A 23,299-nucleotide genomic window follows, 5' to 3' on the forward strand; every position below is an offset into this window, starting at 1 on the left:
TTCTGCTTTAAAATGACAATAGACCATCACTGGTTACTTCATTTAAAACAAAAAATGTTCTGACCTGCCGTACTCCAGGCAAAGCAATAATTTTTTCACTATGAAAGCGGTTAAATGCTGCCAGATCCTTGACCCTAATTTTCAGAAAATAGTCCACTTCCCCTGCTACCAAATAACATTCCAAGACGTTATTTAACTGCTTCGCTGCACGCTCAAATTCAGAAAAACTCTCTGGGGTTGAACGATCTAACACCACACCCACAAGTACCACCGTTTCACGCTGCACCATGCTGGGGTTAATCCGTGCGCGCACATCTAAAATTGCCCTGATCTTAAATAGCCGCTGAGTATGATTCCAGCAGGAAGATGGGCTGATACCAATCAGTTTTGCCAATTCTGCATTACTTAAGCGTCCATCTTGTTGTAAAGCGCGCATAATTTTTAAATCAATTGCGCTTAATTCCTCGTGATTTTCCAACATAAATATTCTTTACTTCAATTTGTTTTTTTTGAGAAGAATTTATTCTAAATAATTCAAAATAGAAAATCTTATGTATTTTTTAAACAATAATTAAAAAGCACCTTCTTTTTAAAAATTGCTAAATTGATGCTACGTCTTTAAGACACATTTACGTCTAAAATCGTCGCTAGATTTCATTATGCAAAAATTGATTCAAGATTTTTCTGTTCCTGCCGTATTTGCAGGATTTATTACTTTCCTCATCGGGATTAGTGTATCCGCTGTTTTGGTCATCCAAGGTGCTCAAACTCTCGGTGCAACCCCCGAACAAATTTCTTCGTGGCTTTGGGCACTAGGTTTATCCATCGGGGTTTCAGGTTTAGTACTGTCATGGAAATACCGTTACCCTGTTGCGACCGCATGGTCAACGCCAGGAATTGCCTTAATTATTGCGACAGGTAGCCATTACAGCTTATCTGCGGCGATTGGGGCTTTTATTGTCTGTGGGATACTGACTGCATTTGTGGGTTTCTCAGGAGTTTTTCAGCGCTTGCTGTCTAAAATTCCCATGAGCCTGAGCTGTGCGATGCTAGCAGGGATACTGTTAAAATTTGGGATTCAACTGTTTATTGGGCTAGAGCAAAGTTGGGCATTCATTCTGACTTTACTGGCAATTTATTTGATTGCCAAACGTCTTTGGCCGCGTTACTGCATCGTGTTGACTGTGGTCGCCGCGATGATTCTCTGCCCTGTGTTTATGCCATTTCAATTTCCACATCTGTCTTGGTCATTGGCTAAACCTGTCTGGATCAGTCCTGAATTTTCGGCTTCAACCATTTTGGGTTTGGCACTTCCACTATTTATCATCAATATGTCTTCACAGTTTTTACCTGGGATTGGCATGATTAAAAGCTATGGTTATCAGCCACATACCAATTCACTGGTCGGCTGGATCGGGATATCGCAAACGTTACTTGCACCCTTTGGTGCATTCTCAGTCTGTCTGGCCGCAATTAGTGCTGCAGTAAGTTTGGATGATCAAGTCCATCCTGACCCGAAACGGCGTTATATCGCGGGAATGAGCTGTGGGTTGTTCTATATATTAATGGGGCTATTTGCGACCACACTGACTGGCTTACTCATGGCATTTCCGAAGATTTTTATTGTCACGCTGGCAGGAATTGCCTTATTGGGGACAATTAGCCATAACATTGCGATCGCTTTTAAAGAACCACAAGACCGTGAGCCTGCGCTTTTAACCTTTTTGATGAGTGCCTCAGGAGTACAGTTTTTCGGAATTGGCTCGGCTTTTTGGGGATTGTTACTGGGGATTGTTGTTGCGATTATCTTGAATCATCGTAAAGTGGATTAACTGACAAAAAATCAAAAGCCAGTGTAAACACTGGCTTTTTTCTGCTGTACTCATTTGAATTGATTAGCTGTTAACAGGTTGATATAGCGCAAAACCTAAATTAAATGCTTGTTCTTGTTGTTTCTGATCAATCGTAAAAATTGCAATTCGCCCATCGGGTGCGCCACAGACTTGCGGATAGAGTCGACCATCTGAAGCCACAGTTTGAGCGTAGACCTGAATTTTTTGCTCTTCAAGTTGCGTTTTTAACTGATCCACACTCATACCTGTATCACCACACTGATGGCCAAATAAAGATTTGGAGATCTGAACTTTACCTGATGCTTGTTGTTGTTCAACTTGTAAAGTACTACAACCCACCAAGCTCAGCAAAGCAAAACCCACTGCCAATAAACCTGAAAAACGCATACAAACCCCAATATTTTTATTGATTTAAGTAAGCATAACCAGATTTTTTCAATGACTTGATCTGTTTTAGCAAAAACCCAACAAATTCGATGAATTAATTAAAGTAATTCAAAAGTTCTGCAAACTGCTGAATTTTCAGTTTTGGCGCTGCCTGAGTCAATTCCTGCATCGTACCGTAGCCATATTCGACCGCAATCGTATCAATCCCATTTCTGCGCGCACCCAAAATGTCATATTCCCGATCACCCACCATCATGCAGCTTTCAGGCGGTAACTGTTCCTGCTGCAAAATGTATTGAATCAGGTCACCCTTATTGGTTCGTTCGCCAGTCAACTCACTGCCATAAGGTTTGGTAAAATAATCAATCAATTCAAAATGCTGTAAAATCCGCACAGCAAATACTTCGGGTTTAGCCGTTGCCAAATACAAGTTATAACCACGTTCGACCAGTTCTGCCAAAGTGTCATGAACCTGCGGATATAGCTCATTTTCATACAGACCAATAGTTGAAAAACGCTCACGATAGTAATCCAGTGCCTGCTCGGCAAGATCATCCTGAGTGGTATCGAGTAACTTAAAAAATGAGGCTTTCAATGGTGGTCCAATGGTCCAGTCCAGATCAGTATCTGGTGTCAGGGGTTGTCCAATTTTTTCCATCGCATAACGAATGCAGGTATGAATGCCAATTTTTGGGTCGGTCAATGTCCCATCAAGATCTAATAAAATATTTTCAACTGTCACAACGAAACCTAATCAATTCGTCTAATCAAAGACTCGGAAGTTAAATAAAACTTGCCTATACTAGCGTAAATTTAGATAAGAAGGATATCGTACTGTGCGCCCTACAGTTTTATGTTTTTCGGGTCTTGACCCTTCTGGTGGAGCTGGTTTACAGGCAGATATTGAAGCAATTGGTCAAAGTGGTGCACATGCAGCAATTGCCTGCACCGCGTTGACAATTCAAAACTCTCAGCAAGTGTTTGGTTTTGAAGCAACCTCAAAAGAACTTTTACTCGCACAAGCCAATGCTGTCGTGGGGGATTTGCCTATTCGCTGTGTAAAATCTGGCATGCTGGGCACAACCGACAACATCGCAGCGTTAGCTGAATTTTTACAACAACATCCAGATTATCTGTATGTGCTTGACCCCGTTTTGGTTGCCAACAGCGGCGGTTCACTGGGTGATCAGGCAACACTGGTCAAAGCATTTGTAAAGCTGATTCCACTGGCGACGATCATTACCCCGAACACTGTGGAACTGCGAGCTTTAACAGGTCTGGAAGATATTGAACAAGCCACTGCTCAATTGTTTAACATGGGCGCAAAAGCGGTTCTGGTCAAAGGTGGACACGAAGATACACCTGAACATATCCGTAATGCTTTATACATTGAAGGTGAGCTGGTCTCAGAAACCACTTGTGCGCGCCTTGAAGGTGAATATCATGGTTCGGGCTGTTCACTTGCCAGTTTTATCGCAGGGCGTTTAGCTCAAGGCGATAATATTCAGCAAGCAGTAAATCATGCCGAAACATGGCTATTTCATGTGTTACAGCAAGCTGAAAGCCCAACGCCGAATGGACAAAAAATCCCAAAACGCTTCTAAGTGGATGAGCCTGACCTTGCATCGGTCAGGTTACTTCGAGTGATATTTTTTCAGGTTACGCACATGTTCAACGTCGGTTTTTCGAGACTTCGCCAATGCCTGTTTTTCTAATGTGTTACAAATACGCTGCATTTTTACGGCGCTCATCACTTCTTCATGAAAGCTTTTGACATAGTTAATCCATGCCTGACCTTGTAAAACATTGTTTGGCATGGCCGTTTTAAACGTGCTTTCTCCTACGAAAACCACCACTGAATGTAAATCTTCAGGTTCAATCACATCACTCAATAGATGTTGCAATGTTTTGATATGACGATAGTTTTGATGTAATGGATTTTGAAATTGATAGCTTTTTTGATACAGTTTTTGTGTCCACATCTTCTGATGTTCATTGCCAAAAATCCAGCCCTGATAGTTTTTAGTTTCAATCACAAATACCCCAAAACGACTCACGACAATATGGTCAATCTGGGTAGTCAGCTGTTCATTAATTTTAAAAGTATAATTATTTAAAATGGTATAATTTTTCTCATCCAGATGTTTCTCTGCATGAGCAATAACGCGTTTTTCACCCCTTTTTCCCTTAGTTTTGGCAGATGGATTAAATACAAATACAGCCAGTAGTACGGCAATAATCAAAAATAAAATCAGAAGCAACATTACAACGGCAAACAAAAAAACGCATTGTATTACAGATATTTATATTTAAGAAATTTTATCTAATAAAATTTTATGGCGATGCAATTTTCATTAGCACTAGCCCCGCAACAATCATCACGGCCGCCAGCATCCTCATCGCATTGACAGGTTCTTGTAAAATAACAATCCCTACAATAAAAGAACCCACTGCCCCAATCCCTGTCCAGACTGTGTAAGCTGTCCCCAAAGGTAGGCTTTTCATTGCCCATGACAGCAAGGCAAAACTCAGTAACATGAATACAATCGTAATCACACTCGGAGTCAAAAGCGTAAAACCTTCCGATTTTTTCATGGCAAATGCCCAGACCACCTCAAATAAACCTGCTAAAACCAATACCAGCCATGCCATATCTTCATCCCCAAGCACAGTCAGGTCGTCCTGACATTTTTCCCAGTCTGGGGGAGGTCGTTCCTCCAAAAACGGGATGCCAGAAGCATCCCGAAAAGGTTTAAAATTTCAACAATACCCCGAGTGCATAAACCAGACCATACTCATTTGGAGTTACCTCCTGCAATGCTGTTGCCTTCTGACCGAGGTCAGATTCATATGCCACTTCAAAAAATGGCATCACGGTTTTATTTATTTCATAGCGGGTTTGCACCCCCACTTCTGCATGACTCAAACCTGTTTTTTGCGCAGCTTTCGAGTCATCTCTCAACAGCACCGTCGCTTTCACAAACGGTTCGCTAATTAGCTTTTGCGTCCAGAGTAAATCACGCTTAGCTTCCAGTGACATTGAGACATGCTGATGCTCTCCGACATATAAATAAGCCTGCGTTTCAAAAAAATACGGCGCCAAACCATGAATACCAACCACAGCATCTACAGCGTGTTTATCTGCAAGCAAATTATTGTTTTGCCGATAACGCAACCCCGTCTGAGCATCCCAAAAGGTGCTGATGTTGCGGCTATACAAGGCCATCACGCTGGCATCGAGCTGTTCAGATTCGGCTTGCTTGCCATCAGCCTTAATAAAAAGCTTGTTGTCATCTGAACCGATCCAGCTTTCCAGTTCAGATTGCCAGCTACCCACACCATGTCGGTCAACGACCCATTTATTTTCCAGAGAATTTGCGGCGTAAATTTGTCCACCATGTTCATGCTGCATCTGCATGTTTGAATTGTCAGATGTCGCTGTCATATCCATGTCTGTAGCCGCCCAAAGCGGTTGTCCCGCAAAACCTGCCATGAATAACACAGAAGGTAAAAACTTAGTGATGTGCATGTACATTTCCTCCTTGAGCAGGCATTGGCATAAGCATTTGACTGTCTTGTGGTTTCACTTTTGCCACAACCAATTTGTTCATCATGCCTGCGCTCATGTGGTACAGCAGATGGCAATGAATCGCCCATTCTCCCAATTCATCGGCAGTCAGAAGCACGCTGACTTTTTGCCTAGGTGGCACAATGATTGTATGTTTGTTAGGTAAATTGGCAAGTGACTGACCATTTTCAAGCTGGACGAACATACCATGCAAATGCATCGGGTGTGCCATCATGCTGTCATTGACAAAGGTCAGGCGTACACGTTCGCCATATTGCACCTGTATCGGGCTGGCCTGATTAAATTTCTTGCCATTCATGGTCCAGATATAACGCTCCATATTCCCTCCCAAGTGCAACACGATGTCTTGCTGGGCAGGTCGGGTATCGGTTTGTGGGAACAGTGGACGCAGGTCGGCATAACTTAAGGCTTTTAAACCCGCAGGTGTCGAGGCGTTCGCCCAACCTTCCACCACAGTTTTTTCTGATGGCGTTGGCATTTGCTGCGCGGTCTGGTTTTGAGTCATGTGATCTGACTCAGACTTCGACATTTGTTGCATCATCTGTTGATGCTGTTCAGGCGTCATGCCCTGCATTTTAGACATATCCATGTCTTGCATATCTGACATTTTGTGCTCTGAGGACATTGAAGGATGACTCATCTGCTGCATCATTTTCTGATGCTGCTCAGCGGTCATACCCTGCATTTTCGACATGTCCATTTCTGACATATCTGACATTTTGTGCTCTGAGGACATTGAAGAATGGTTCATCTGCTGCATCATTTTCTGGTGCTGTTCAGGCGTCATACCCTGCATTTTCGACATGTCCATATCTTGCATATTTGACATATCATGTTGAGTTGAAGATGAATGTTCAGAATCATCATGCATCATGCCCATATCCTGCATATTGAGTAAGGCACGTGGACGATGTTGTGGTTCAGGTAGCGGTTGCACGGTAGCATCCTGATTACGTAAGGTCGCCAAAGCAAAACCACTTCGATCAATCGACTCCGCCTGTATTTGGTATTGTGGCTGTTTCGGCTCAACAATCACGTCATAGGTTTCCCCTGCTCCAAAACGGAATTCATCTACGGTAACAGGTTGTACAGGCTGTCCATCGGCACTAACTACAGTCATTTTCAGGTTCGGAATCCGTACATCAAAAAATGACATGGCAGAAGCATTGATCATGCGTAAACGGATTTTTTCGCCTGCTTTAAATGTGGTTGTCCAGTTTTGCTGTGGCGTTTTACCATTCACCAAGAAATGATAGCCTGTGACATCACTCAAATCAGTTCTGAGCATACGCATCTGATTCCACATACGGCGGTCTTGCCATGTGGCTTTTAGTCCTTGCTGTTTGGTTTGCTTCCAGACATCTGCCAAAGTTTCGCGCTGATTTTGATAATAGTCCGAGGACTTTTTCAGATTCTTCATGATCTGCTCGCTGGAAGACTCATGAAAGTCAGAGAACATGATCACTTCATCATGGTCAGTTTTTTCTGCTGGAGTAATGGGCTGATGGTTTTTCGGGTAAATAATTAATGCCCCATATAACCCATCCTGTTCCTGCCCTGCACTATGTGCGTGATACCAGTAAGTGCCCGTTTGCCGAATCTTAAAGCGATAAACAAAATCACCATTCGGGGCAATGCCCTGAAAACCGTTAAATCCTGGAACACCATCCATCACGGCTGGCAGCAGCACACCATGCCAGTGCAATGCAGTTGACTGTTTTTTCAACTGATTATGCACATAAATGACCGCGTCATCACCATCCTCAAAAGTTAAGGTCGGTGCTGGGAACTGACCATTAACCGTCAGTTTTTTGGTTGGTTTTCCAGTGACATTGATAGTTTGTTCACTGATATTGAGATGATATTCGCGCACAGCCGCAAAAACGCTCTGTGGAATAACTAGACATGCTGCAACAATACAAGCATGTAGGGAAAATTTAGACATGACTCGCCCTCTTTAAAAAATGAAAATGACAATTTTTTAAAGTTCAGGCTTTGGGAGGACGCAGAATTTCTTGCCAATATCCAGCTAAATTAGTCCGATGATCTGACCAATACTGCATGGTTTCAAGCTCAGTACTGAGTTGTTTAGTCAAATGAACACTGGCTTGAGGAAGATCGGCATTGATACTCTGACAGTGCAAAATTTGACAATCGGGGCAATTGAGATGCTGCTGATGCTGTGACGAACTGACCTGATCCTGACAATCGTCACTCATCTTCATCGGCATACTCGGTTGATGACAATGTTCAGACATTGTATGTTGTGGCATACTGCTCATGTCTGACTGCATCGACATTTTCCAATGCATACTTTGTGCTGACGCGTTGGCAACACCCATCCAGCCAATACAAAAAATGATCAGCAAGATAAAGCTTTGCGAAAACACAGTTATGCGTCGATGCTGCATCTTATGATAAATACAATGGAAAATTTAAGTTAAAAGCATAGCCAACTCTAACGCAAGATACAAATAAAAAAGCGTTACACCCTGTGGCATAACGCTTTTTAAAGGCTTCAAGCAAAAGCTTAAACTTCAACTGAACCCACTTGGCTGAGTTCTGCACGCATTTGGTCAATTACGGCTTTATAGTCAGGCTGACCGAAAATTGCCGAGCCTGCCACGAACATGTCTGCACCTGCTTCGGCAATTTCACGAATATTGGCAGGACCTACACCACCATCGACTTCAAGACGAATGTCACGACCGCTAGCATCAATAATTTTGCGAGCTTCACGCAATTTTTGTAAGGTCATTGGAATGAATTTCTGTCCACCAAAACCTGGGTTAACGCTCATTAACAGAATTTGATCGACTTTATCCAATACATAATCCAGATAATGTAACGGCGTTGCCGGGTTAAATACCAAGCCCGCTTTGGCACCACCTGATTTAATCAGTTGCAATGAACGGTCAATATGATCGGATGCTTCTGGGTGGAACGTAATAATGTCCGCGCCTGCTTCCAAAAAATCCCCAATCATGCGGTCAACGGGAGATACCATTAAATGCACATCAATCGGTGCTTTAATCCCATATTTTTTCAGCGCCTTACACACCCCTGCACCAAAGGTCAGGTTGGGTACATAGTGGTTGTCCATCACATCAAAATGCACAACATCTGCACCTGCTGCCAAGACATTCTCAACTTCTTCACCAAGACGGGCAAAATCAGCAGATAAAATCGAAGGTGCAATCAGAAAGGGCTTGGACATAAATCTAACCTAGCAAAATTTTAAAATCTGCGAGCAGTATACCAAAATCCGAAGCGACGCAGGCAACGAAGCAGCATAACGCAACGCATTGTTCCGATTTCATTCTCTTTTTTCAAATTTATGTCTGTTAGACTGCCAAACAAACAACAAGGAATTTGATCTATGTATAGTCAGACACAACTGGTAACCACCGAAGCTGCCCGTATTGCGAAACGGCTGTTTAACCACTGGAAACACAAATTCGAGGTGGTCGAAACCGAGCAACATTTTCAGATTTTAATGCCGACTGCGACCGTGACGCTCATCCCACAAGACAATACACTGGATGTCAGTATTCAAAGTCAGCTTGAACCAGCAGAACAAACTCGTCTTGAAGGTGTCGTAATTGATCACTTAAATCGCATGGCACAGCAAGAATTTCAAGTGACTTGGCAGCAACAGGCGTAAAAGTAAACAGAATCACCATCGTGATTCTGTTTAGGCTACTGAGTCAATTCTGCAGCATGAAACTGCAAATGATCATCAATAAAGCTTTGAATAAAATAATAACCGTGATCGTAGTGCTGATGTTGGCGCAGCGTCAGTTTTTGCCCCACCTCAGCACAAGCTTTCTGTAACAACTGTGGGTTGAGCTGATGATAAAACTGATCAGCAAAACCCTGATCGACCAAAACTTCACTAAACAGTGCGCCTTTGCTATAAACTAGAGCGACTGCATCATGCGCCAACCATGTATCGCGTGCTTCCCCCAAATAATGGGTAAAGGCTTTTTCACCCCACGGACACTGGCTTGGTGCGCAAATCGGGGCAAATGCTGAGACTGACTTGAATTTTTCAGGATATTTCCATGCCAAGGTCAATGCCCCATGCCCACCCATCGAATGTCCCATAATCCCGATTCGGCCATGTTGAATCGGGAAATGGCTTTGTACGGCGTTATATAGTTCATCGACAATATAACTTTCCATACGGTAATGTTCCGCCCACGGCGCTTGTGTGGCATTGATATAAAAGCCTGCACCCAGACCCAAATCCCAAGAATCACCCTGTGCAACTGACTCTCCACGCGGAGAAGTATCAGGCATCACCAAAATTAAACCCAACTGTGCAGCAAAACGCTGAGCATGAGCTTTAATCGCAAAAGTTTCTTCAGTACACGTCAAACCTGCCAAATAAAATACTGCAGGACATGCTTCACCCAACAGTGCCTGTTCAGGCAAATAAATTGAAAATTTGGCATCATTTTGTAATTGATCTGAATGCCATTGATACGTGCGCTGTTCCCCATCAAAACAGAAATTTTTTTGTATTTGCTGCATGGCTACTGCTCCTGATTATGGTGACGCTGTTGTTGGCAACATGGCTGGATTATTGGCAGGTAAATTATTTGGGCTTGGGAATAAATGTTTTTCAAGTTGCGGTAGCATAAGCTCCATATTTTTACCAAGTGACCACTGTGGTTCAGATGACTCAAAACCTTGAGCTGTTTCCCATCGTGACACTGTCGCTTTAGCATCACCAAACGCATCTTTTAGAGAACTTTTTTCACGCATCGCCTGATCAAAGAACGCCCGACCAAAATAAGTATAATCAGCTTCATTGTTACAACCAAACGATGAACGATCTGCTGCAGAAGCGGTAATCACCAAGGTATTATCCGATTGCAGGGCTGGCACAAAGCTGCCCGAATAGCAGGATGAAACTACAATAACGCGCCAGCGGATACCCGACTTGTCGAGCGCTTCACGTAACCATTTCGGGTCGATCTGTTTGAGATCAATCGGAGCATTTTCCAGTTCAAAATGGTTTGGCTCACCATGCGATGCCATATATAAAAACAGCACATCGCTTTCTTTATTCATTTGCTGACCAATACGGTTTAATGCCTGTTGAATACTGGTGCGTGATGCAATCGGCAATGTAGTTCGAGTGTTAGGATCATTGACCAGTTCCACTGAACGTCCAAAAGTTCCAAAGCGGGTATCAAACTGCGATTTAATTCGTTGAATCTCCGAACTAAACACCGAGTCATAACTGTCGCCAGCAACCCCTAAAAAGTACCAGTGCGTTTGTGAAAAATCCCCAAACTGCACTTGCTCCAAAGCTTTGTTGAGTAAATCTCCCTGGGCATATAAAGCATCTTCTGACAATGTTGGTTGTACATCATCAACTTTCCAGATCGGTTGCTCTTTGACCGACATTTGCCACACCACGAGCGTACAAATGGTCGCGAACATGATTAAACCACGCTCCCACCACGGCCATTTCAACTGACGAGAAAAAACCCAGATGACCGCCAGACTCTGCCATACAAACAAAATCAAGAACAAATTTGGCAAAGTGTTATAAATACGGTCAGGTAAAAAATCCAAGTAGCCCTGATCGCCCAGATACTGTAATAAGCACTGAATCAGCAAAATACTGGCATCAAGTACTAACCACAACAAAGCTGGCACCAACATCAAGCGTGGATTATTCGTCCGTTGTGATAGAAAAATTCCGACAATCAAGGCAATAAACGGCCAAAGCGCATAACTGACCAAACCTTGCGAATTAAAATGCCCTGCCTGTCCTGCCACCATCCAGCTAAACAGCGTATTAACCCCAGCCGCAATTGCTCCCCAGAAAATCAACTGAAAAATGGAAGGATGAACAATTTCTAAAGAACGGCGAGAACCGAGGAACAACCATAAACCAGCGATTTGGTTACTTTTAAGATCATGCCAAAAGTTGATGGAAGGTTTCAGGTCTATCATAAAATTCTGCTGGTCAGCGGTGGATTTATTTATGCACCCCTTAGTTTATGCCTGCATTTTTTTTTATCAATGTGATTTTGAATGAATTAACAAAACTTTGCTATTTTCTAAACTATTGGTCATCAACACATTAAGGACGAAAATAACCGTCAAAACGGCAAGCATCGCCAAGCCACTGGTGCTGAGGAACTTGGTTATCTAAATATACGGCATGACGTGGGCGTTTGACGATGACTCTTTGTGCCAGTTGTCGCGCCAGTGCCAACAAGTTTTCACCCAAATCCATTTCGCCATCTTCAGGCAACAGCAAGTGCAACAATTGCATTTGTTTTTTGACTTGAGCCTGTTTTTTAACGGCTTGCTGGTTTTGGTCGCGCTGAGGAAACATCGGGTCCAGATAAATCACATCAACCTGTTGTCCTGCCTGAATCTGCTGTTCAAGGTAATGAGCAGAATCAGCATGTACCAGTTGAATATTGGCCACCACTGGTGCTAAAAAGACATCCTGCTGGGCTGTTTGATGTGCCGCTTCAAGTAAACTATATAAAATCGGATGACGCTCAATCAGGGTAATTTTCGCCCCAAGTTTTGCCATGAGCAAACTGTCATGCCCCAGACCTGCGGTAGCATCAATCAGATTTGGCTGTTCATTGACCTGACAGGCACGCGCCAGCATTTCCGATTTCATACCCGCACGTTTTAAACGTGGAATTTCAGCTTGCCAATCAGGCTGCATTTTCATGCCATTTGCGGCAAGACTTAAACCGTCCTGATCGAGAATTAGCGCCAACTCAGGGTGCAGACGTAAAAACTTGGCATTAATTTTTTCTACCACATGTCCCGTCAGCTCAACCTGTAATTGGGCTAAACGTGTTTGAAGCGCAACAAACTGCGCTTCAAATTCAGGGCTATACCAACAATCAAACTGCATTACCAATGTACCCAGCCTGTGCCCCAAGTCAGTAAAATAAACAAACCAAAAATAATACGGTAGTAAGCAAAGGCACTAAAGTCATGCTTAGACACATAACGGATCAAGGCACGAATCACCACAAGCGCTGAAATAAAGGCAACGACAATCCCCACGCCTAAAACTTCCATATCTTGGGTATGTAGCTCATGACGCATTTTGTACATGTCGAGTAGACCTGCTCCCATGAGTACAGGAATCCCCAAGAAGAAAGAAAACTCGGCAGCAGCTTTACGTGATACGCCCATAAATAGCGAACCAATGATGGTCGAGCCTGAACGTGAAGTTCCTGGAATCAACGCCAAGCATTGAATCAAACCAATAAATACGGCTTGCTTAAAGCTGATATCATCGACCTCTTGGCAAGCAATAATATGTTGACGGCGTTCGGCCCACAAAATAACCAAACCACCCACGATCAGTGCTAAAGCTACAGTCACAGCATTAAATAAATACGCTTTAACCGTTTCACCAATCGTCAAGCCAATCAGCATAATCGGAATCGTCGCCACGATGAGGTTGAGACTTAAACGGCGACCTTCAGGGTCTCCTGTCAGTGCCCCAATCAACGCACCCCACAACTTACCCCAATATTGATAAATAACAGCAGCAATCGCCCCGATCTGCACTGAGACTGCAAACATCTCACGTTTTTCTAGCGTCCAGAAGTCAAGCAACTGTCCTGTCAGAATCAAATGTCCAGTACTGGAAATGGGCAGGAATTCGGTAATCCCCTCAACCAAGCCCATAATTGCAGCTTTTAAAAGCAGTATAAGATCCATGTTTTGTCCTAGTTAAGGTTTACCTTGCTCTGGAATCTTTTTCCAGGCATTGTCACGTAAATACACAGGCAGTGCATACTCGGCGCTCACCCAGTGTTGTTGTTGTGCTTGAGGTATGGCGATTGTGGCGATATCTTGTGCGTTTGGGCAAAGTGTATTGTATTGACTTGCAGCATCTAAAAGATGGCTACCTGAACCAACCAGCGTAAAACGCTGCGCTTGAACAGCAGTTGCATAATCAAGTAACTGTTCCTGATCAACAGGTTGCATAATGTTGTCTGCATCCAGTTGAAAACTAGCAATGTAGACTTCTTTCATCCGTGCATCTAAAACCGCAGTCACTTCACGCAGTCCATAGACCCGATAAGCTGCCTGAGCCAAGGCTTGCAAAGTCGATACAGCAATAACGGGAAGATCATTTGCCCATGCCAGCGCTTGTGTCACTGCTGCATTAATTCGCACACCGCTAAATGAGCCTGGCCCACGACTAAATGCAATCACATCGAGTTGTGACGTTGTTAAGCCCTGTTGACTCAAACCTTGTTCAATCATTGGGAGCAAAGTTTGCGTTTGTGCTTTGGCTTGTTCATTCAGTGCAAAAAAAACAGAATGTGAATCTTCGACCAGACAAACTGAACAGTGTTCATTTGCTGTTTCGAGTGCTAGCAGTTTCATGCATGCCCTACATTACAAAATACAAAACGCACGTATGATACTCTAGTCGTCCATACTTCGCGAATATAAAAATACCCAGTACAAACTTAGCATTGTTTTATGATTTGCAGCTTAAGCCTGCTTTATTTAATCCTGATGAAACCAATACGGCTCTAGATTCAAATACTTTTTAAAATGTTCAGCATAATGCAAAGCGCTTTGTTTGAGTTTTTCCTCGCCTGCAGCATCAACAGTTTTCACTACTTTTCCAGGTGAACCCATGACCACAGAATTATCTGGAATGACTTTGCCTTCAGGAATGAGAGCATTCGCACCGATAATACAGTTTTTACCAATCACGGCATGATTCAAAATCACGGCATTGATGCCAATTAAGGTGTTATCACCAATACTACAACCATGCAGCATGGCTTTATGTCCAATCGTGACATATTTGCCAATGCTTAAATCAATTCCTGCATCGGTATGCAGTACTGCATTGTCCTGCACATTACTAAAATCACCAATCCGAATAAGACTGTTGTCACCCCGAATCACCGCACCAAACCAGATGCTGACCTGACGCCCCAATTCAACCCGACCAATCACGGTTGCGCTTTCTGCAATCCAGCCATTCCACGGCTGCTGTGTAGTTGTTGGCGTATATCCCTGAAACTTATACATCATAATTCTGATTTCCTTATTGTTGTGACATTGAATTTTGTCACTTTGTCATTGCGTGTAAATCGACTGAAAGTGGCGCCATGTTCAGCAAAAATGGCCATTCCTTATCGTACTTTAAACCATATTTGAATAAGCTGACCAGCATCCGTGCGGTGAGTCCCCAAACAATCTCTTCTTCAATATGCATACTCGGAAAATATAACGTTTGCTGCTGATACTGTACTGCATGCGGTTGCGTCGGTGTTTCCATCAACTCTCGTAGTGAAGCAAAAAAAATCCGATCAATTTCAGTAGGCTGTGCCACCAGTTCAATCTGGGCAGGAATGAGTCCGACCACAGGTTTAACCGTCAGACCACTTTTGGATTGCTGCATCGGCAAATCACCAATTAACTCAACATCATAAGGGTTTAATGCCGTTTCCTCATGTGCTTCACGCAGTGCAACCGCAATATTACTACTGTCTTCAGGATCGCGTTTTCCCCCAGGAAAAGACACTTCTCCTGCATGTTGATTCAGATGTTTAGAACGACGAGTCAGCAGAACTTTAGGATCATCTTCTTTGGTAATGGCGATCAGTACCGCTGCCTGTGCAGGCTCTACATGTCGGGCAAAACGTAACTGTTGCTGTAAATGATCAATCAATGTTTTCGTACTCATGTCATCACCTATTTTTTGCTGTTCCCTGTTCAACGCTCATGCAAATGATGCGAAAGCTCGATTTTTCAGTTATGCTGAACCATCTCTTTTTTCACCGATCATTCATTATGAACTGCTGCGTAAAATGTGGACACCCTACAGCCGATCAAATCCCCTTGGGCGATAGTAAATTTCGTCAAGTCTGTACACATTGTGGCAATATTCATTATGAAAACCCAAAGGTTATTTGTGGTGCTTTAGTGACTTGGCAGGATAAAGTCTTACTATGTCGCCGTGCGATTGAACCACGTTATGGCTTGTGGACATTGCCCGCGGGTTACATGGAACTGTTTGAAACCATGGAACAAGGTGCTGCACGCGAAACCTTTGAAGAAGCTGAAGCCGAAATTGATATTGAAAAACTGTACTGTATGTACAACATTCCCCGTATCGGGCAAATTTATGTGCTGTTCAAAGCCTCACTAAAAGATGGGAAATTTGGTGCAGGCCCTGAAACCATCGAATGTCGCCTTTTTGCCGAAAATGAGATTCCATGGGATGATTTAGCCTTCCCAAGTGTGCAACACACCTTGCAGCATTATTTTGCTGATCGTAAATCTGACCAGTTTCCAATGCATATGGAAACCATTGGTACGCGGATTGACGAAACAGGCTAAAACCAGTTACCTCATTATGCCTAGCCCCGACTAGGCATTGATTATCTGCGTTAATTGCTTCACTATTTGCCTTTCTTTTTTGCAACCTATTGTTATATGTCCAGTTGCTATTCCCTGCAAAAAGCACTATCACAATTTGACTTTTCCACAGCCGATCTATTGCTGCGTTTACAACAGCTCACAGGTTTGATTTATCTGAATGATGATGATCATCCTGTCATTGCGTTTTTACCGCAACAATACCAGTTGATTCAACATCAACACACCCAGCATTTTGTGCGCGATACACAATTTGGTTATGAAGCTCAGGCGCAACATTTGTCACTTGAAGACTGGATTCAGTGTCAGTCCAATCCAGTAGAGTCAACTGCAACCCAGTTTCAAGGGGGATGGATGGGTTTTATCGGTTACGACTACGCAGCTCGCCAAGATATTGAAGCACCGTTACATGCCCAGCCTGCATTATATCTAGGGCAATATTTGTCTTTTCTAAAATATGAAAATACACAAGGCTGGGTATTTTATAGTTTAGAAAAAGCTGAAATCGCTGAGCAAATTTTTCAAAAAATACACAACTTGATTTGCATCGATGTACCTCAAACAGCATTTCAACTGACTCAGGCCTGTCAGGCACGTTGGTCAAAAACTGAATATATTCAGGCATTCAATCACATCATTGACTATATTCGTGCGGGTGACTGTTATCAGATTAATCTGACCCAGCAATTTATTGGGCAGGCACAAGGTTTATTGCTTAAAACTGCTGAGCAGTTCTGGCAACTGACCAATGCGCCTTATGCAGGTTATCTGAAAATTGGTGCATTTGAATTGCTCAGTTGTTCGCCTGAACTGTTTATTGATTTTCAGGCACAGCAACAGATTGTTACTCGTCCAATCAAAGGCACCATGCCCCGTTATAGCGACCCAGTACTCGATGTTGAGTCGAAACAGCGCTTGAGCCAGTCTGAAAAAGATCAGGCTGAAAACCTGATGATTGTGGATTTACTGCGTAATGACCTGAGTGTCTATGCTGAAATTGGCACAGTCAAAACCAACAAACTGTTTGAAATTGAAAGTTTTGAACAAGTACATCATATGGTCAGCGAGATTCAGGCGAATTTGAAGTCTGAAATTCAACCTATGCAAATGCTGCTCAAAGCCTTGCCAGGCGGTTCAATTACAGGCGCACCGAAAATTCGTGCCATGCAAATTATTGCCGAACTGGAACAGCAACCACGCGGTGCTTATTGTGGTTCGTTGGGCTATTTTAACCAAGATGGTACGGGACGCTGGAATATTCTGATCCGTTCAGTACAAAAGTATCAGCAGGAAATATCGATGTGGGCAGGCGGCGGCATTACCATTGCCTCACAAGCGGAAGCGGAATATCAGGAATGTTTTGACAAAATTTCTGCCATGCTCAATTTACTCAATACATGGCAAAGTTAAACCTATTTTGAGGTTTAACCTATAAAAAACTCGCAGCCGAAACTGCGAGTTTTTTTGAATAAAATTAGACTTTTCTCATCATGATTTACACCCTCTTTGCCTTTCTCCCTGAGCTGAATTGAAATATATTTCAATTTAGTGCAAGAGAAACATAATAGATGGATGGAAAAGTCTATTACAAAATCTGATTTTTCAAGGTATCAACCAAACGCTGATTTTGCTCAGTCGTGCCAACCGTTATACGCAAGTATTGATTAATACGTGGCTTATTGAAATAACGCACGATAATACCTTGCGCTCGTAACTCAGTCGCCAACTCGCCTGCATCACGTTCAGGGTGTGTTGCAAAAATAAAGTTGGCTTTCGATGGCAATACCTTAAAACCAACGCTGGTCAAATCTGCAACCAACTGCTCACGGCAATCAATCACTTTTTGGCAGTGTTCGGCAAAGTACGCTTGATCTTCAAACGAAGCAACCGCGGCCGCAATCGCAAAACGGTCAATCGGATACGAGTTAAAGCTGTTTTTGACTGCTTCGAGTGCCGCAATCAAATGTGGTTGTGCAATCGCAAACCCAACCCGTAAACCTGCAAGAGAACGCGACTTTGAGGTCGTTTGACACACCACCAGATTTTCGTATTTGTTAACCAATGCCACCGCTGACTCTGCACCAAAGTCCACATAAGCTTCGTCTATCACCACAACACGGTCAGGATTGCCTTGCAATAACTGTTCGATTTTATCGAGTGATAAGGCAATACTGGTCGGTGCATTTGGATTGGCAATAATAATCCCGCCATTTGTCTGCTGATAATCAGCAACCTCCACTTCAAACTGCTCATTTAATGGCACAGTTTTCGTGTTTACACCAAAGAACTGGCTATACACGGGGTAAAAACTATAAGAAATATCAGGCGATAAAATTGGCTGATCCTGCAGGAAAAAAGCCTTAAAAATATGCGCCAAAACTTCATCTGAACCATTCCCCACAAAAACCTGTGAAGCATCGACATGCTGCTGTGTTGCAATGGCTTGCTTTAAAGCACTTGCATCAGGGTCTGGGTACAGGCGTAACGCATCCGCTCCGTCTGCCAATACCGCTTGTACTGCAGCGACAACTTTTGGTGATGGTGGGTATGGGTTTTCATTGGTATTCAGTTTGAGTAAATTTTGAATTTTCGGCTGTTCGCCTGGAACATAAGGCTCAAGCTCGCGAACTTCTGGACTCCAGAAGCGCATTTGCTGATTTGAAATATTCATAGTGCAATCTCAAAAAAGGGCTGAAAAAGAACAGCCCTTGATACATATTTAGATGGTTAAGCAGGCTGATAGCGGTAACGTGCAGAACGGGCATGCGCATCCAGATTTTCTTCTTGCGCCAAAATGTCTGCCGTTTTCGCCAGCGTTTTTACACCCTGCTCAGAACACATAATCAAGCTTGAGCGTTTTTGGAAATCATAAACACCCAGTGGTGACGAGAAGCGTGCTGTACCTGATGTTGGCAAAACGTGGTTTGGCCCTGCACAGTAATCCCCAATCGCTTCAGGGGTAAAACGTCCCATAAAGATCGCACCCGCATGACGAATGTCTTGGCTCATAGCTTCTGCATCATCCAGACAAAGCTCCAAATGCTCAGGTGCAACCTGATTAATCAGTTCAACTGCCTCTGCGCGATCCTTGACCAACACCAATGCACCACGGTTGGCAATTGAAGTACGCGCAATCTCTGCCTTTGGCAATGCAGCCAAATGTTCTTCAATCGCTTCAGCCACTTCGTTTAAGAAATCTTCATCTGGCGTGATCAAAATCGCTTGCGCCACGGTGTCATGTTCTGCCTGTGATAACACATCCATCGCGATCCATTTGGCATTGTTTTGACCTTCGGCATACACCAGAATTTCAGATGGCCCTGCAATCATGTCAATACCAACCTGACCAAACACCGCACGTTTTGCCGCAGCCACGAAACGGTTCCCTGGCCCAGTGATTTTATCAACACGAGGAATGGTTTCTGTACCGTATGCCAATGCTGCAACCGCTTGCGCACCACCAATGGTAAACACGCGATGTACCCCTGCCAAATAGGCAGCAGCTAACACTAGCGGATTCAATTCACCATTCGGTGCAGGCACTACCATGATAATTTCAGGGACACCCGCAACATGTGCAGGTACGGCATTCATCAGCACTGACGATGGATAAGACGCCAAACCACCTGGCACATAAATCCCAACACGATCTAATGGAGTGACTTTCTGACCCAAGGTATTACCCAGATCATCCACATAGCTCCAGCCATCTTGCTTTTGTGCCTGATGAAAAGAACGGATACGATTGGCAGCCAGTTCCAACGCTTCACGCACTTCTGCGTTTAAACCCTCAAATGCAGCTTTAAGCTGAGCTTGAGACAATTCAAGATCTGAAAATTGATGCGCTGGATGTCGATCGAACTGCTGAGTTAATTTAAGTACATGTGCATCGCCATGTTGGCGCACATCGGCAATAATCTGGTCTACAGTTTTGAGCAGTTCTGGATCATTGACTGTTTCAAAAGCCAATAAATCAGCGAAGGCTTGCTTGAAGTCCTGCGCTTGAGTCGATAAACGTCGCATCAATTTACCCACAAGGTGTTTAAACAAAAATGAGGTTTTAGTTTACCCTGTTTCAGCTGACTTGTGGATAACATCTCAACATCTATCACAAAAGCTTGATGGAAAATTACTTTTATGAAGATAGATAAAAATGGAGCACGATAAAAATTCGTTCAATGACAAGAATCTTCACGCTCTAAGCGCCATATTATTTTGAGCATAAAAAACCCGCCAAAATTTGGCGGGTTTTTCATTCACAAGCAATTATTTTTGCTTTTGACGCTCATTCACGGCAATTTCAAGCTGCGAAATAATTGGATTCAACAAGGCTTGTTTACGTTTAAAGCTGGCTTTATTCACAATCAGGCGAGAAGATACTTTACAGATTTCTTCAAGTGGCTCTAAACCATTGGCACGCAAAGTGTTTCCAGTATCCACCACGTCAACAATATAATCACCCAAACCAACCAATGGTGCTAATTCCATAGAACCATACAGTTTGATCACGTCGACTTGCTCGCCCAAGCTTGCATAGTATTGACGAGTTAAGTTGACATATTTGGTGGCAATCTTGAGACGACCTTGCGGGTGAACCATTCCCACTTTGGCAGCAGTCATTAAACGGCAATTGGCAATTTTCAAGTCCAATGGCTCATAGACATTTTGAGCACCATGTTCCATCAATACGTCTTTACCAGCAACACCCAAATCTGCCGCACCATTTTCCACGTACGTTGGCACATCTGAAGCACGTAAAATCAAAATACGAACCAGTTTATGCGTCGTTGGGAAAATCAATTTGCGTGATTTTTCTGGGTCTTCAAGCAGATTAATGCCTGCAGTTTCCAGTAAAGGTAAAGTTTCTTTTAAAATTCGACCTTTACTGAGTGCTAAAGTTAAACCATGATCAAAATTACCCATGACGTTAAAATTTGGATCATCGTTTCTAAACTCGTTCATTTCTTATCCACTTACTCGTTTAATTTTTGCGCCAATACCTTGCAGTTTCGCCTCAATATGCTCATAACCACGATCGATATGATAAATACGATCGATCAGGGTTTCACCTTCTGCGGCAAGCGCTGCCAATACCAGTGAAAATGACGCGCGTAAATCAGTTGCCATGACAGGTGCTGCAGAAAGTTTCTCAACCCCTGTGACCACCGCATCATTGCCTTCCACCTGAATATTAGCGCCCATACGTGACAATTCAGGAACATGCATAAAACGGTTTTCAAAAATGGTTTCTGAAATTGTTGCAAAACCACGACCAATCGCATTGACTGCCATGAGCTGAGCTTGCATGTCCGTTGGAAAATCTGGATGCGGTAAAGTGCGGAAGCTGACGGCTTTAGGGCGTTTGCCTTGCATGTCTAATTCGATCCAGTCCTCACCACGGGTAACTTCTGCACCCATTTCTTCAAACTTGTCGAGGACACATTCCAACAAGGCAGGATCGGTATGTGTCGTTCTGACACGCCCACCTGTAATTGCAGCCGCAGCCAAGTATGAACCTGTTTCAATACGGTCAGCGACCACGGCATAGTCACAGCCATGTAAACTCTCAACACCTGTCACAACCAAGGTGTCAGTGTCTAGACCTTCAATTTTAGCGCCCATTTTAATCAACATGTTTGCTAAATCGGTAATTTCAGGCTCACGTGCAGCATTGCGAATAGTCGTTACACCATCAGCCAGTGTAGCAGCCATCAAAATGTTTTCCGTACCACCGACCGTCACCATATCAAAGATGACTTCGCCACCTTTTAAGCGCCCGTCAACTTTGGCATGTACATAACCATTCTCAACTTCGATATGTGCGCCCAAAGCTTCAAGTGCTTTTAAATGTTGATCTACAGGACGTGAACCAATGGCACAACCACCCGGTAAAGATACTTTCGCTTCACCGTAACGCGCAACCAATGGGCCAAGCACCAAAATCGATGCACGCATGGTTTTGACCAAATCATACGGTGCAAACTGGTTGTTGAGTGTTGAAGTATCGGCTGTAACTGTATCACCAGCATATTCAATGGCAACACCCAAGCCTGCAATCAGCTTCACTAGTGTATTGACATCGCGTAGGTTTGGCATGTTAGAAATGCGAATCGGTGAATCGGCTAAAATGGTAGCAGCCAATAGCGGTAATGCCGCATTTTTTGCCCCAGAAATCCGTACTTCACCTTCTAGCTTTTGACCACCCTGGATCAGAAATTTATCCATAAATCCTTAAGCTCCAAACAAGCTAGCTTTGCGCCATTCTTCTTTTGTCATTGCGCGAATGGTTACGGCATGCACTTCGCCACTGGCAATGTAATCATTCAATGGTGCATAAACGACTTGTTGACGAGCAACTGGACGTTTACCTTCAAACTGATCATCGACAATACGTAGGTCAAACTTTCCCGCTTGTCCACTCACAACAACTTCCGCATGTGGAAAAGTTGCTTTCAAAATTTCAGTGAGCTGTTCACTATTCATGGTTAAAAGACCTCGTGTAAGACCTACGTTGTAAAAGCTGGTTATTTTACTATATCTGAAAAAAATTATTCATTAGGCAATCGTAAAATTGCCATAAAAAAAGAGGTTTATAAAAAACCTCTTTTCCTTAAGTTAAAAATTAAACTGGAACAATAACTTGTGGAAAAATCGTTTGCATTTTACGATGCTTTTCCAGTTGTTTTTTCATTTTCTCAGTTAATTTCTGAATGGAAGTATACATATCATCAGCACAGGCTTGTGCAAAAAATTCCACACCAGGTAAACGAACAATCGCTTCAGCAATATGATTGGCACTGCCTTTACGAGAGCGTTTATCCAGTTGATGATCTCTAGAGAGTTTCACCTGCATACTATTAACCTGATCAAGATGTTTGGTCATCTGGTCAAACTTGGTGCGAATATTTTCTTCTATCGCAGGTGTAATTGTTAAATGATGTCCACGAATTGTTAATTGCATACCACTATCCCTCATTAATGCTCAGGATAAAGATCGTCACGGCTCATGATGAATGCAATCTCAGTTCATTTGACTATCATTCGATCATGTTGA

27 protein-coding genes are annotated in these 23,299 nt (G+C 43.2%); 5 read left to right on the forward strand and 22 right to left on the reverse strand.

Annotated features, from left to right (window positions below; translation table 11 throughout):
• Nucleotides 1-7: 7 nt before the first annotated feature.
• Nucleotides 8-481, reverse strand: coding sequence for an Lrp/AsnC family transcriptional regulator (locus P255_RS10555; RefSeq protein ID WP_004901975.1), 474 nt, complete (start codon nucleotides 479-481; stop codon nucleotides 8-10).
• A 178-nt stretch (nucleotides 482-659) separates the two neighbouring features.
• Between P255_RS10555 and P255_RS10560 the strand changes: the two genes are divergently transcribed.
• Nucleotides 660-1,832 carry a benzoate/H(+) symporter BenE family transporter gene (locus tag P255_RS10560; protein ID WP_004901977.1) on the forward strand — a complete coding sequence of 391 codons (1,173 nt, stop codon included), beginning with the start codon at nucleotides 660-662 and terminating at the stop codon, nucleotides 1,830-1,832.
• A gap of 63 nt (nucleotides 1,833-1,895) precedes the next feature.
• Here P255_RS10560 and P255_RS10565 read toward each other — a convergent pair whose 3' ends face one another.
• Both P255_RS10565 and P255_RS10570 read right to left on the reverse strand, forming a co-directional pair.
• A complete protein-coding gene (locus P255_RS10565; RefSeq protein ID WP_004901981.1) occupies nucleotides 1,896-2,240 on the reverse strand; it encodes a hypothetical protein in 345 nt (114 codons plus the stop codon).
• 94 nt (nucleotides 2,241-2,334) lie between these two features.
• Nucleotides 2,335-2,982, reverse strand: coding sequence for an HAD-IA family hydrolase (locus P255_RS10570; protein ID WP_004901983.1), 648 nt, complete (start codon nucleotides 2,980-2,982; stop codon nucleotides 2,335-2,337).
• A gap of 94 nt (nucleotides 2,983-3,076) precedes the next feature.
• On the opposite strand from P255_RS10570, the gene P255_RS10575 reads away from it, so the two are divergent.
• The gene (locus tag P255_RS10575) at nucleotides 3,077-3,844 is read left to right on the forward strand and encodes a hydroxymethylpyrimidine/phosphomethylpyrimidine kinase (RefSeq protein WP_004901985.1); all 768 of its coding nucleotides are present in this window, start codon (nucleotides 3,077-3,079) and stop codon (nucleotides 3,842-3,844) included.
• Nucleotides 3,845-3,874: 30 nt separating this feature from the next.
• Here the strand turns inward: P255_RS10575 and P255_RS10580 are convergent, their stop codons facing one another.
• The 6 genes from P255_RS10580 to rpe form a co-directional block, all read right to left on the reverse strand.
• Nucleotides 3,875-4,504: a nuclease-related domain-containing protein gene (locus P255_RS10580; protein WP_004901986.1), complete on the reverse strand. Its 630-nt coding sequence runs from the start codon at nucleotides 4,502-4,504 to the stop codon at nucleotides 3,875-3,877.
• A 70-nt stretch (nucleotides 4,505-4,574) separates the two neighbouring features.
• Complete coding sequence (gene sugE, locus P255_RS10585) at nucleotides 4,575-4,892, reverse strand: quaternary ammonium compound efflux SMR transporter SugE (protein ID WP_035365196.1); 318 nt, start codon at nucleotides 4,890-4,892, stop codon at nucleotides 4,575-4,577.
• A 100-nt stretch (nucleotides 4,893-4,992) separates the two neighbouring features.
• Nucleotides 4,993-5,769, reverse strand: coding sequence for a copper resistance protein B (locus P255_RS10590; RefSeq protein ID WP_004901990.1), 777 nt, complete (start codon nucleotides 5,767-5,769; stop codon nucleotides 4,993-4,995).
• Nucleotides 5,756-7,774, reverse strand: a complete 2,019-nt coding sequence (locus P255_RS10595; protein ID WP_004901991.1) for a multicopper oxidase domain-containing protein — start codon at nucleotides 7,772-7,774, stop codon at nucleotides 5,756-5,758. Before P255_RS10595 ends, P255_RS10590 begins: the two co-directional genes overlap by 14 nt.
• Nucleotides 7,775-7,817: 43 nt before the next feature.
• Nucleotides 7,818-8,240: a hypothetical protein gene (locus tag P255_RS10600; RefSeq protein ID WP_004901993.1), complete on the reverse strand. Its 423-nt coding sequence runs from the start codon at nucleotides 8,238-8,240 to the stop codon at nucleotides 7,818-7,820.
• Between the two features lie 119 nt (nucleotides 8,241-8,359).
• On the reverse strand, nucleotides 8,360-9,046 hold the full coding sequence (rpe, locus tag P255_RS10605) for a ribulose-phosphate 3-epimerase (protein WP_004901996.1): 687 nt from the start codon (nucleotides 9,044-9,046) through the stop codon (nucleotides 8,360-8,362).
• Between the two features lie 162 nt (nucleotides 9,047-9,208).
• Between rpe and P255_RS10610 the strand changes: the two genes are divergently transcribed.
• Nucleotides 9,209-9,493: a DUF2218 domain-containing protein gene (locus tag P255_RS10610; protein WP_004901998.1), complete on the forward strand. Its 285-nt coding sequence runs from the start codon at nucleotides 9,209-9,211 to the stop codon at nucleotides 9,491-9,493.
• Nucleotides 9,494-9,528: 35 nt separating this feature from the next.
• On the opposite strand, the gene fghA is transcribed toward P255_RS10610, so the two are convergent.
• The 7 genes from fghA to P255_RS10645 all read right to left on the reverse strand — a co-directional run bounded on the left by fghA (nucleotide 9,529) and on the right by P255_RS10645 (nucleotide 15,550).
• A complete protein-coding gene (gene fghA, locus P255_RS10615) occupies nucleotides 9,529-10,365 on the reverse strand; it encodes an S-formylglutathione hydrolase (RefSeq protein ID WP_004902000.1) in 837 nt (278 codons plus the stop codon).
• A gap of 15 nt (nucleotides 10,366-10,380) precedes the next feature.
• Complete coding sequence (locus tag P255_RS10620; protein ID WP_004902002.1) at nucleotides 10,381-11,802, reverse strand: C13 family peptidase; 1,422 nt, start codon at nucleotides 11,800-11,802, stop codon at nucleotides 10,381-10,383.
• Between the two features lie 130 nt (nucleotides 11,803-11,932).
• Entirely contained in the window at nucleotides 11,933-12,733 is an 801-nt protein-coding gene (locus P255_RS10625) for a class I SAM-dependent methyltransferase (RefSeq protein WP_004902004.1), read from the reverse strand.
• The gene (locus tag P255_RS10630; protein WP_004902006.1) at nucleotides 12,733-13,554 is read right to left on the reverse strand and encodes an undecaprenyl-diphosphate phosphatase; all 822 of its coding nucleotides are present in this window, start codon (nucleotides 13,552-13,554) and stop codon (nucleotides 12,733-12,735) included. The genes P255_RS10625 and P255_RS10630 overlap by 1 nt, the downstream gene beginning before the upstream one ends.
• 12 nt (nucleotides 13,555-13,566) lie before the next feature.
• Nucleotides 13,567-14,229: a tRNA (adenosine(37)-N6)-threonylcarbamoyltransferase complex dimerization subunit type 1 TsaB gene (gene tsaB, locus P255_RS10635; RefSeq protein ID WP_004902009.1), complete on the reverse strand. Its 663-nt coding sequence runs from the start codon at nucleotides 14,227-14,229 to the stop codon at nucleotides 13,567-13,569.
• Between the two features lie 126 nt (nucleotides 14,230-14,355).
• Nucleotides 14,356-14,895 carry a gamma carbonic anhydrase family protein gene (locus P255_RS10640; RefSeq protein ID WP_004902010.1) on the reverse strand — a complete coding sequence of 180 codons (540 nt, stop codon included), beginning with the start codon at nucleotides 14,893-14,895 and terminating at the stop codon, nucleotides 14,356-14,358.
• A gap of 37 nt (nucleotides 14,896-14,932) precedes the next feature.
• Nucleotides 14,933-15,550 carry a CoA pyrophosphatase gene (locus tag P255_RS10645; protein ID WP_004902011.1) on the reverse strand — a complete coding sequence of 206 codons (618 nt, stop codon included), beginning with the start codon at nucleotides 15,548-15,550 and terminating at the stop codon, nucleotides 14,933-14,935.
• 107 nt (nucleotides 15,551-15,657) lie between these two features.
• On the opposite strand from P255_RS10645, the gene P255_RS10650 reads away from it, so the two are divergent.
• Together P255_RS10650 and P255_RS10655 are read left to right on the forward strand one after the other, a co-directional pair.
• Nucleotides 15,658-16,206, forward strand: a complete 549-nt coding sequence (locus tag P255_RS10650; RefSeq protein ID WP_004902012.1) for an NUDIX hydrolase — start codon at nucleotides 15,658-15,660, stop codon at nucleotides 16,204-16,206.
• Between the two features lie 96 nt (nucleotides 16,207-16,302).
• Entirely contained in the window at nucleotides 16,303-17,655 is a 1,353-nt protein-coding gene (locus P255_RS10655; RefSeq protein WP_004902013.1) for an anthranilate synthase component I family protein, read from the forward strand.
• A 175-nt stretch (nucleotides 17,656-17,830) separates the two neighbouring features.
• On the opposite strand, the gene hisC is transcribed toward P255_RS10655, so the two are convergent.
• From hisC to hpf, 6 genes are all read right to left on the reverse strand, one after another.
• A complete protein-coding gene (gene hisC, locus P255_RS10660; protein ID WP_004902014.1) occupies nucleotides 17,831-18,916 on the reverse strand; it encodes a histidinol-phosphate transaminase in 1,086 nt (361 codons plus the stop codon).
• Nucleotides 18,917-18,972: 56 nt separating this feature from the next.
• A complete protein-coding gene (gene hisD / locus P255_RS10665) occupies nucleotides 18,973-20,280 on the reverse strand; it encodes a histidinol dehydrogenase (RefSeq protein ID WP_162183195.1) in 1,308 nt (435 codons plus the stop codon).
• A 231-nt stretch (nucleotides 20,281-20,511) separates the two neighbouring features.
• On the reverse strand, nucleotides 20,512-21,207 hold the full coding sequence (gene hisG, locus P255_RS10670; protein WP_004902016.1) for an ATP phosphoribosyltransferase: 696 nt from the start codon (nucleotides 21,205-21,207) through the stop codon (nucleotides 20,512-20,514).
• Nucleotides 21,208-21,210: 3 nt separating this feature from the next.
• A complete protein-coding gene (gene murA / locus P255_RS10675) occupies nucleotides 21,211-22,470 on the reverse strand; it encodes a UDP-N-acetylglucosamine 1-carboxyvinyltransferase (protein ID WP_004902017.1) in 1,260 nt (419 codons plus the stop codon).
• A 6-nt stretch (nucleotides 22,471-22,476) separates the two neighbouring features.
• Nucleotides 22,477-22,728 carry a BolA family iron metabolism protein IbaG gene (ibaG, locus tag P255_RS10680; RefSeq protein ID WP_004750547.1) on the reverse strand — a complete coding sequence of 84 codons (252 nt, stop codon included), beginning with the start codon at nucleotides 22,726-22,728 and terminating at the stop codon, nucleotides 22,477-22,479.
• Between the two features lie 139 nt (nucleotides 22,729-22,867).
• Entirely contained in the window at nucleotides 22,868-23,206 is a 339-nt protein-coding gene (gene hpf, locus P255_RS10685) for a ribosome hibernation-promoting factor, HPF/YfiA family (protein WP_004902018.1), read from the reverse strand.
• Nucleotides 23,207-23,299: the final 93 nt, after the last annotated feature.

It is taken from the genome of Acinetobacter brisouii CIP 110357 (assembly GCF_000488275.1).
Lineage (GTDB): Bacteria > Pseudomonadota > Gammaproteobacteria > Pseudomonadales > Moraxellaceae > Acinetobacter > Acinetobacter brisouii.

Bases quoted from the DNA above. Each gene is read 5' to 3' on its own strand.
- P255_RS10555 (WP_004901975.1), bottom strand. From the start codon at position 481: ATGTTGGAAAATCACGAGGAATTAAGCGCAATTGATTTAAAAATTATG.
- P255_RS10560 (WP_004901977.1), top strand. From the start codon at position 660: ATGCAAAAATTGATTCAAGATTTTTCTGTTCCTGCCGTATTTGCAGGA.
- P255_RS10565 (WP_004901981.1), bottom strand. From the start codon at position 2,240: ATGCGTTTTTCAGGTTTATTGGCAGTGGGTTTTGCTTTGCTGAGCTTG.
- P255_RS10580 (WP_004901986.1), bottom strand. From the start codon at position 4,504: ATGTTGCTTCTGATTTTATTTTTGATTATTGCCGTACTACTGGCTGTA.
- sugE (WP_035365196.1), bottom strand. From the start codon at position 4,892: ATGGCATGGCTGGTATTGGTTTTAGCAGGTTTATTTGAGGTGGTCTGG.
- P255_RS10590 (WP_004901990.1), bottom strand. From the start codon at position 5,769: ATGCACATCACTAAGTTTTTACCTTCTGTGTTATTCATGGCAGGTTTT.
- P255_RS10595 (WP_004901991.1), bottom strand. From the start codon at position 7,774: ATGTCTAAATTTTCCCTACATGCTTGTATTGTTGCAGCATGTCTAGTT.
- P255_RS10600 (WP_004901993.1), bottom strand. From the start codon at position 8,240: ATGCAGCATCGACGCATAACTGTGTTTTCGCAAAGCTTTATCTTGCTG.
- rpe (WP_004901996.1), bottom strand. From the start codon at position 9,046: ATGTCCAAGCCCTTTCTGATTGCACCTTCGATTTTATCTGCTGATTTT.
- P255_RS10610 (WP_004901998.1), top strand. From the start codon at position 9,209: ATGTATAGTCAGACACAACTGGTAACCACCGAAGCTGCCCGTATTGCG.
- fghA (WP_004902000.1), bottom strand. From the start codon at position 10,365: ATGCAGCAAATACAAAAAAATTTCTGTTTTGATGGGGAACAGCGCACG.
- P255_RS10620 (WP_004902002.1), bottom strand. From the start codon at position 11,802: ATGATAGACCTGAAACCTTCCATCAACTTTTGGCATGATCTTAAAAGT.
- P255_RS10625 (WP_004902004.1), bottom strand. From the start codon at position 12,733: ATGCAGTTTGATTGTTGGTATAGCCCTGAATTTGAAGCGCAGTTTGTT.
- P255_RS10630 (WP_004902006.1), bottom strand. From the start codon at position 13,554: ATGGATCTTATACTGCTTTTAAAAGCTGCAATTATGGGCTTGGTTGAG.
- tsaB (WP_004902009.1), bottom strand. From the start codon at position 14,229: ATGAAACTGCTAGCACTCGAAACAGCAAATGAACACTGTTCAGTTTGT.
- P255_RS10640 (WP_004902010.1), bottom strand. From the start codon at position 14,895: ATGATGTATAAGTTTCAGGGATATACGCCAACAACTACACAGCAGCCG.
- P255_RS10645 (WP_004902011.1), bottom strand. From the start codon at position 15,550: ATGAGTACGAAAACATTGATTGATCATTTACAGCAACAGTTACGTTTT.
- P255_RS10650 (WP_004902012.1), top strand. From the start codon at position 15,658: ATGAACTGCTGCGTAAAATGTGGACACCCTACAGCCGATCAAATCCCC.
- P255_RS10655 (WP_004902013.1), top strand. From the start codon at position 16,303: ATGTCCAGTTGCTATTCCCTGCAAAAAGCACTATCACAATTTGACTTT.
- hisC (WP_004902014.1), bottom strand. From the start codon at position 18,916: ATGAATATTTCAAATCAGCAAATGCGCTTCTGGAGTCCAGAAGTTCGC.
- hisG (WP_004902016.1), bottom strand. From the start codon at position 21,207: ATGAACGAGTTTAGAAACGATGATCCAAATTTTAACGTCATGGGTAAT.
- murA (WP_004902017.1), bottom strand. From the start codon at position 22,470: ATGGATAAATTTCTGATCCAGGGTGGTCAAAAGCTAGAAGGTGAAGTA.
- ibaG (WP_004750547.1), bottom strand. From the start codon at position 22,728: ATGAATAGTGAACAGCTCACTGAAATTTTGAAAGCAACTTTTCCACAT.
- hpf (WP_004902018.1), bottom strand. From the start codon at position 23,206: ATGCAATTAACAATTCGTGGACATCATTTAACAATTACACCTGCGATA.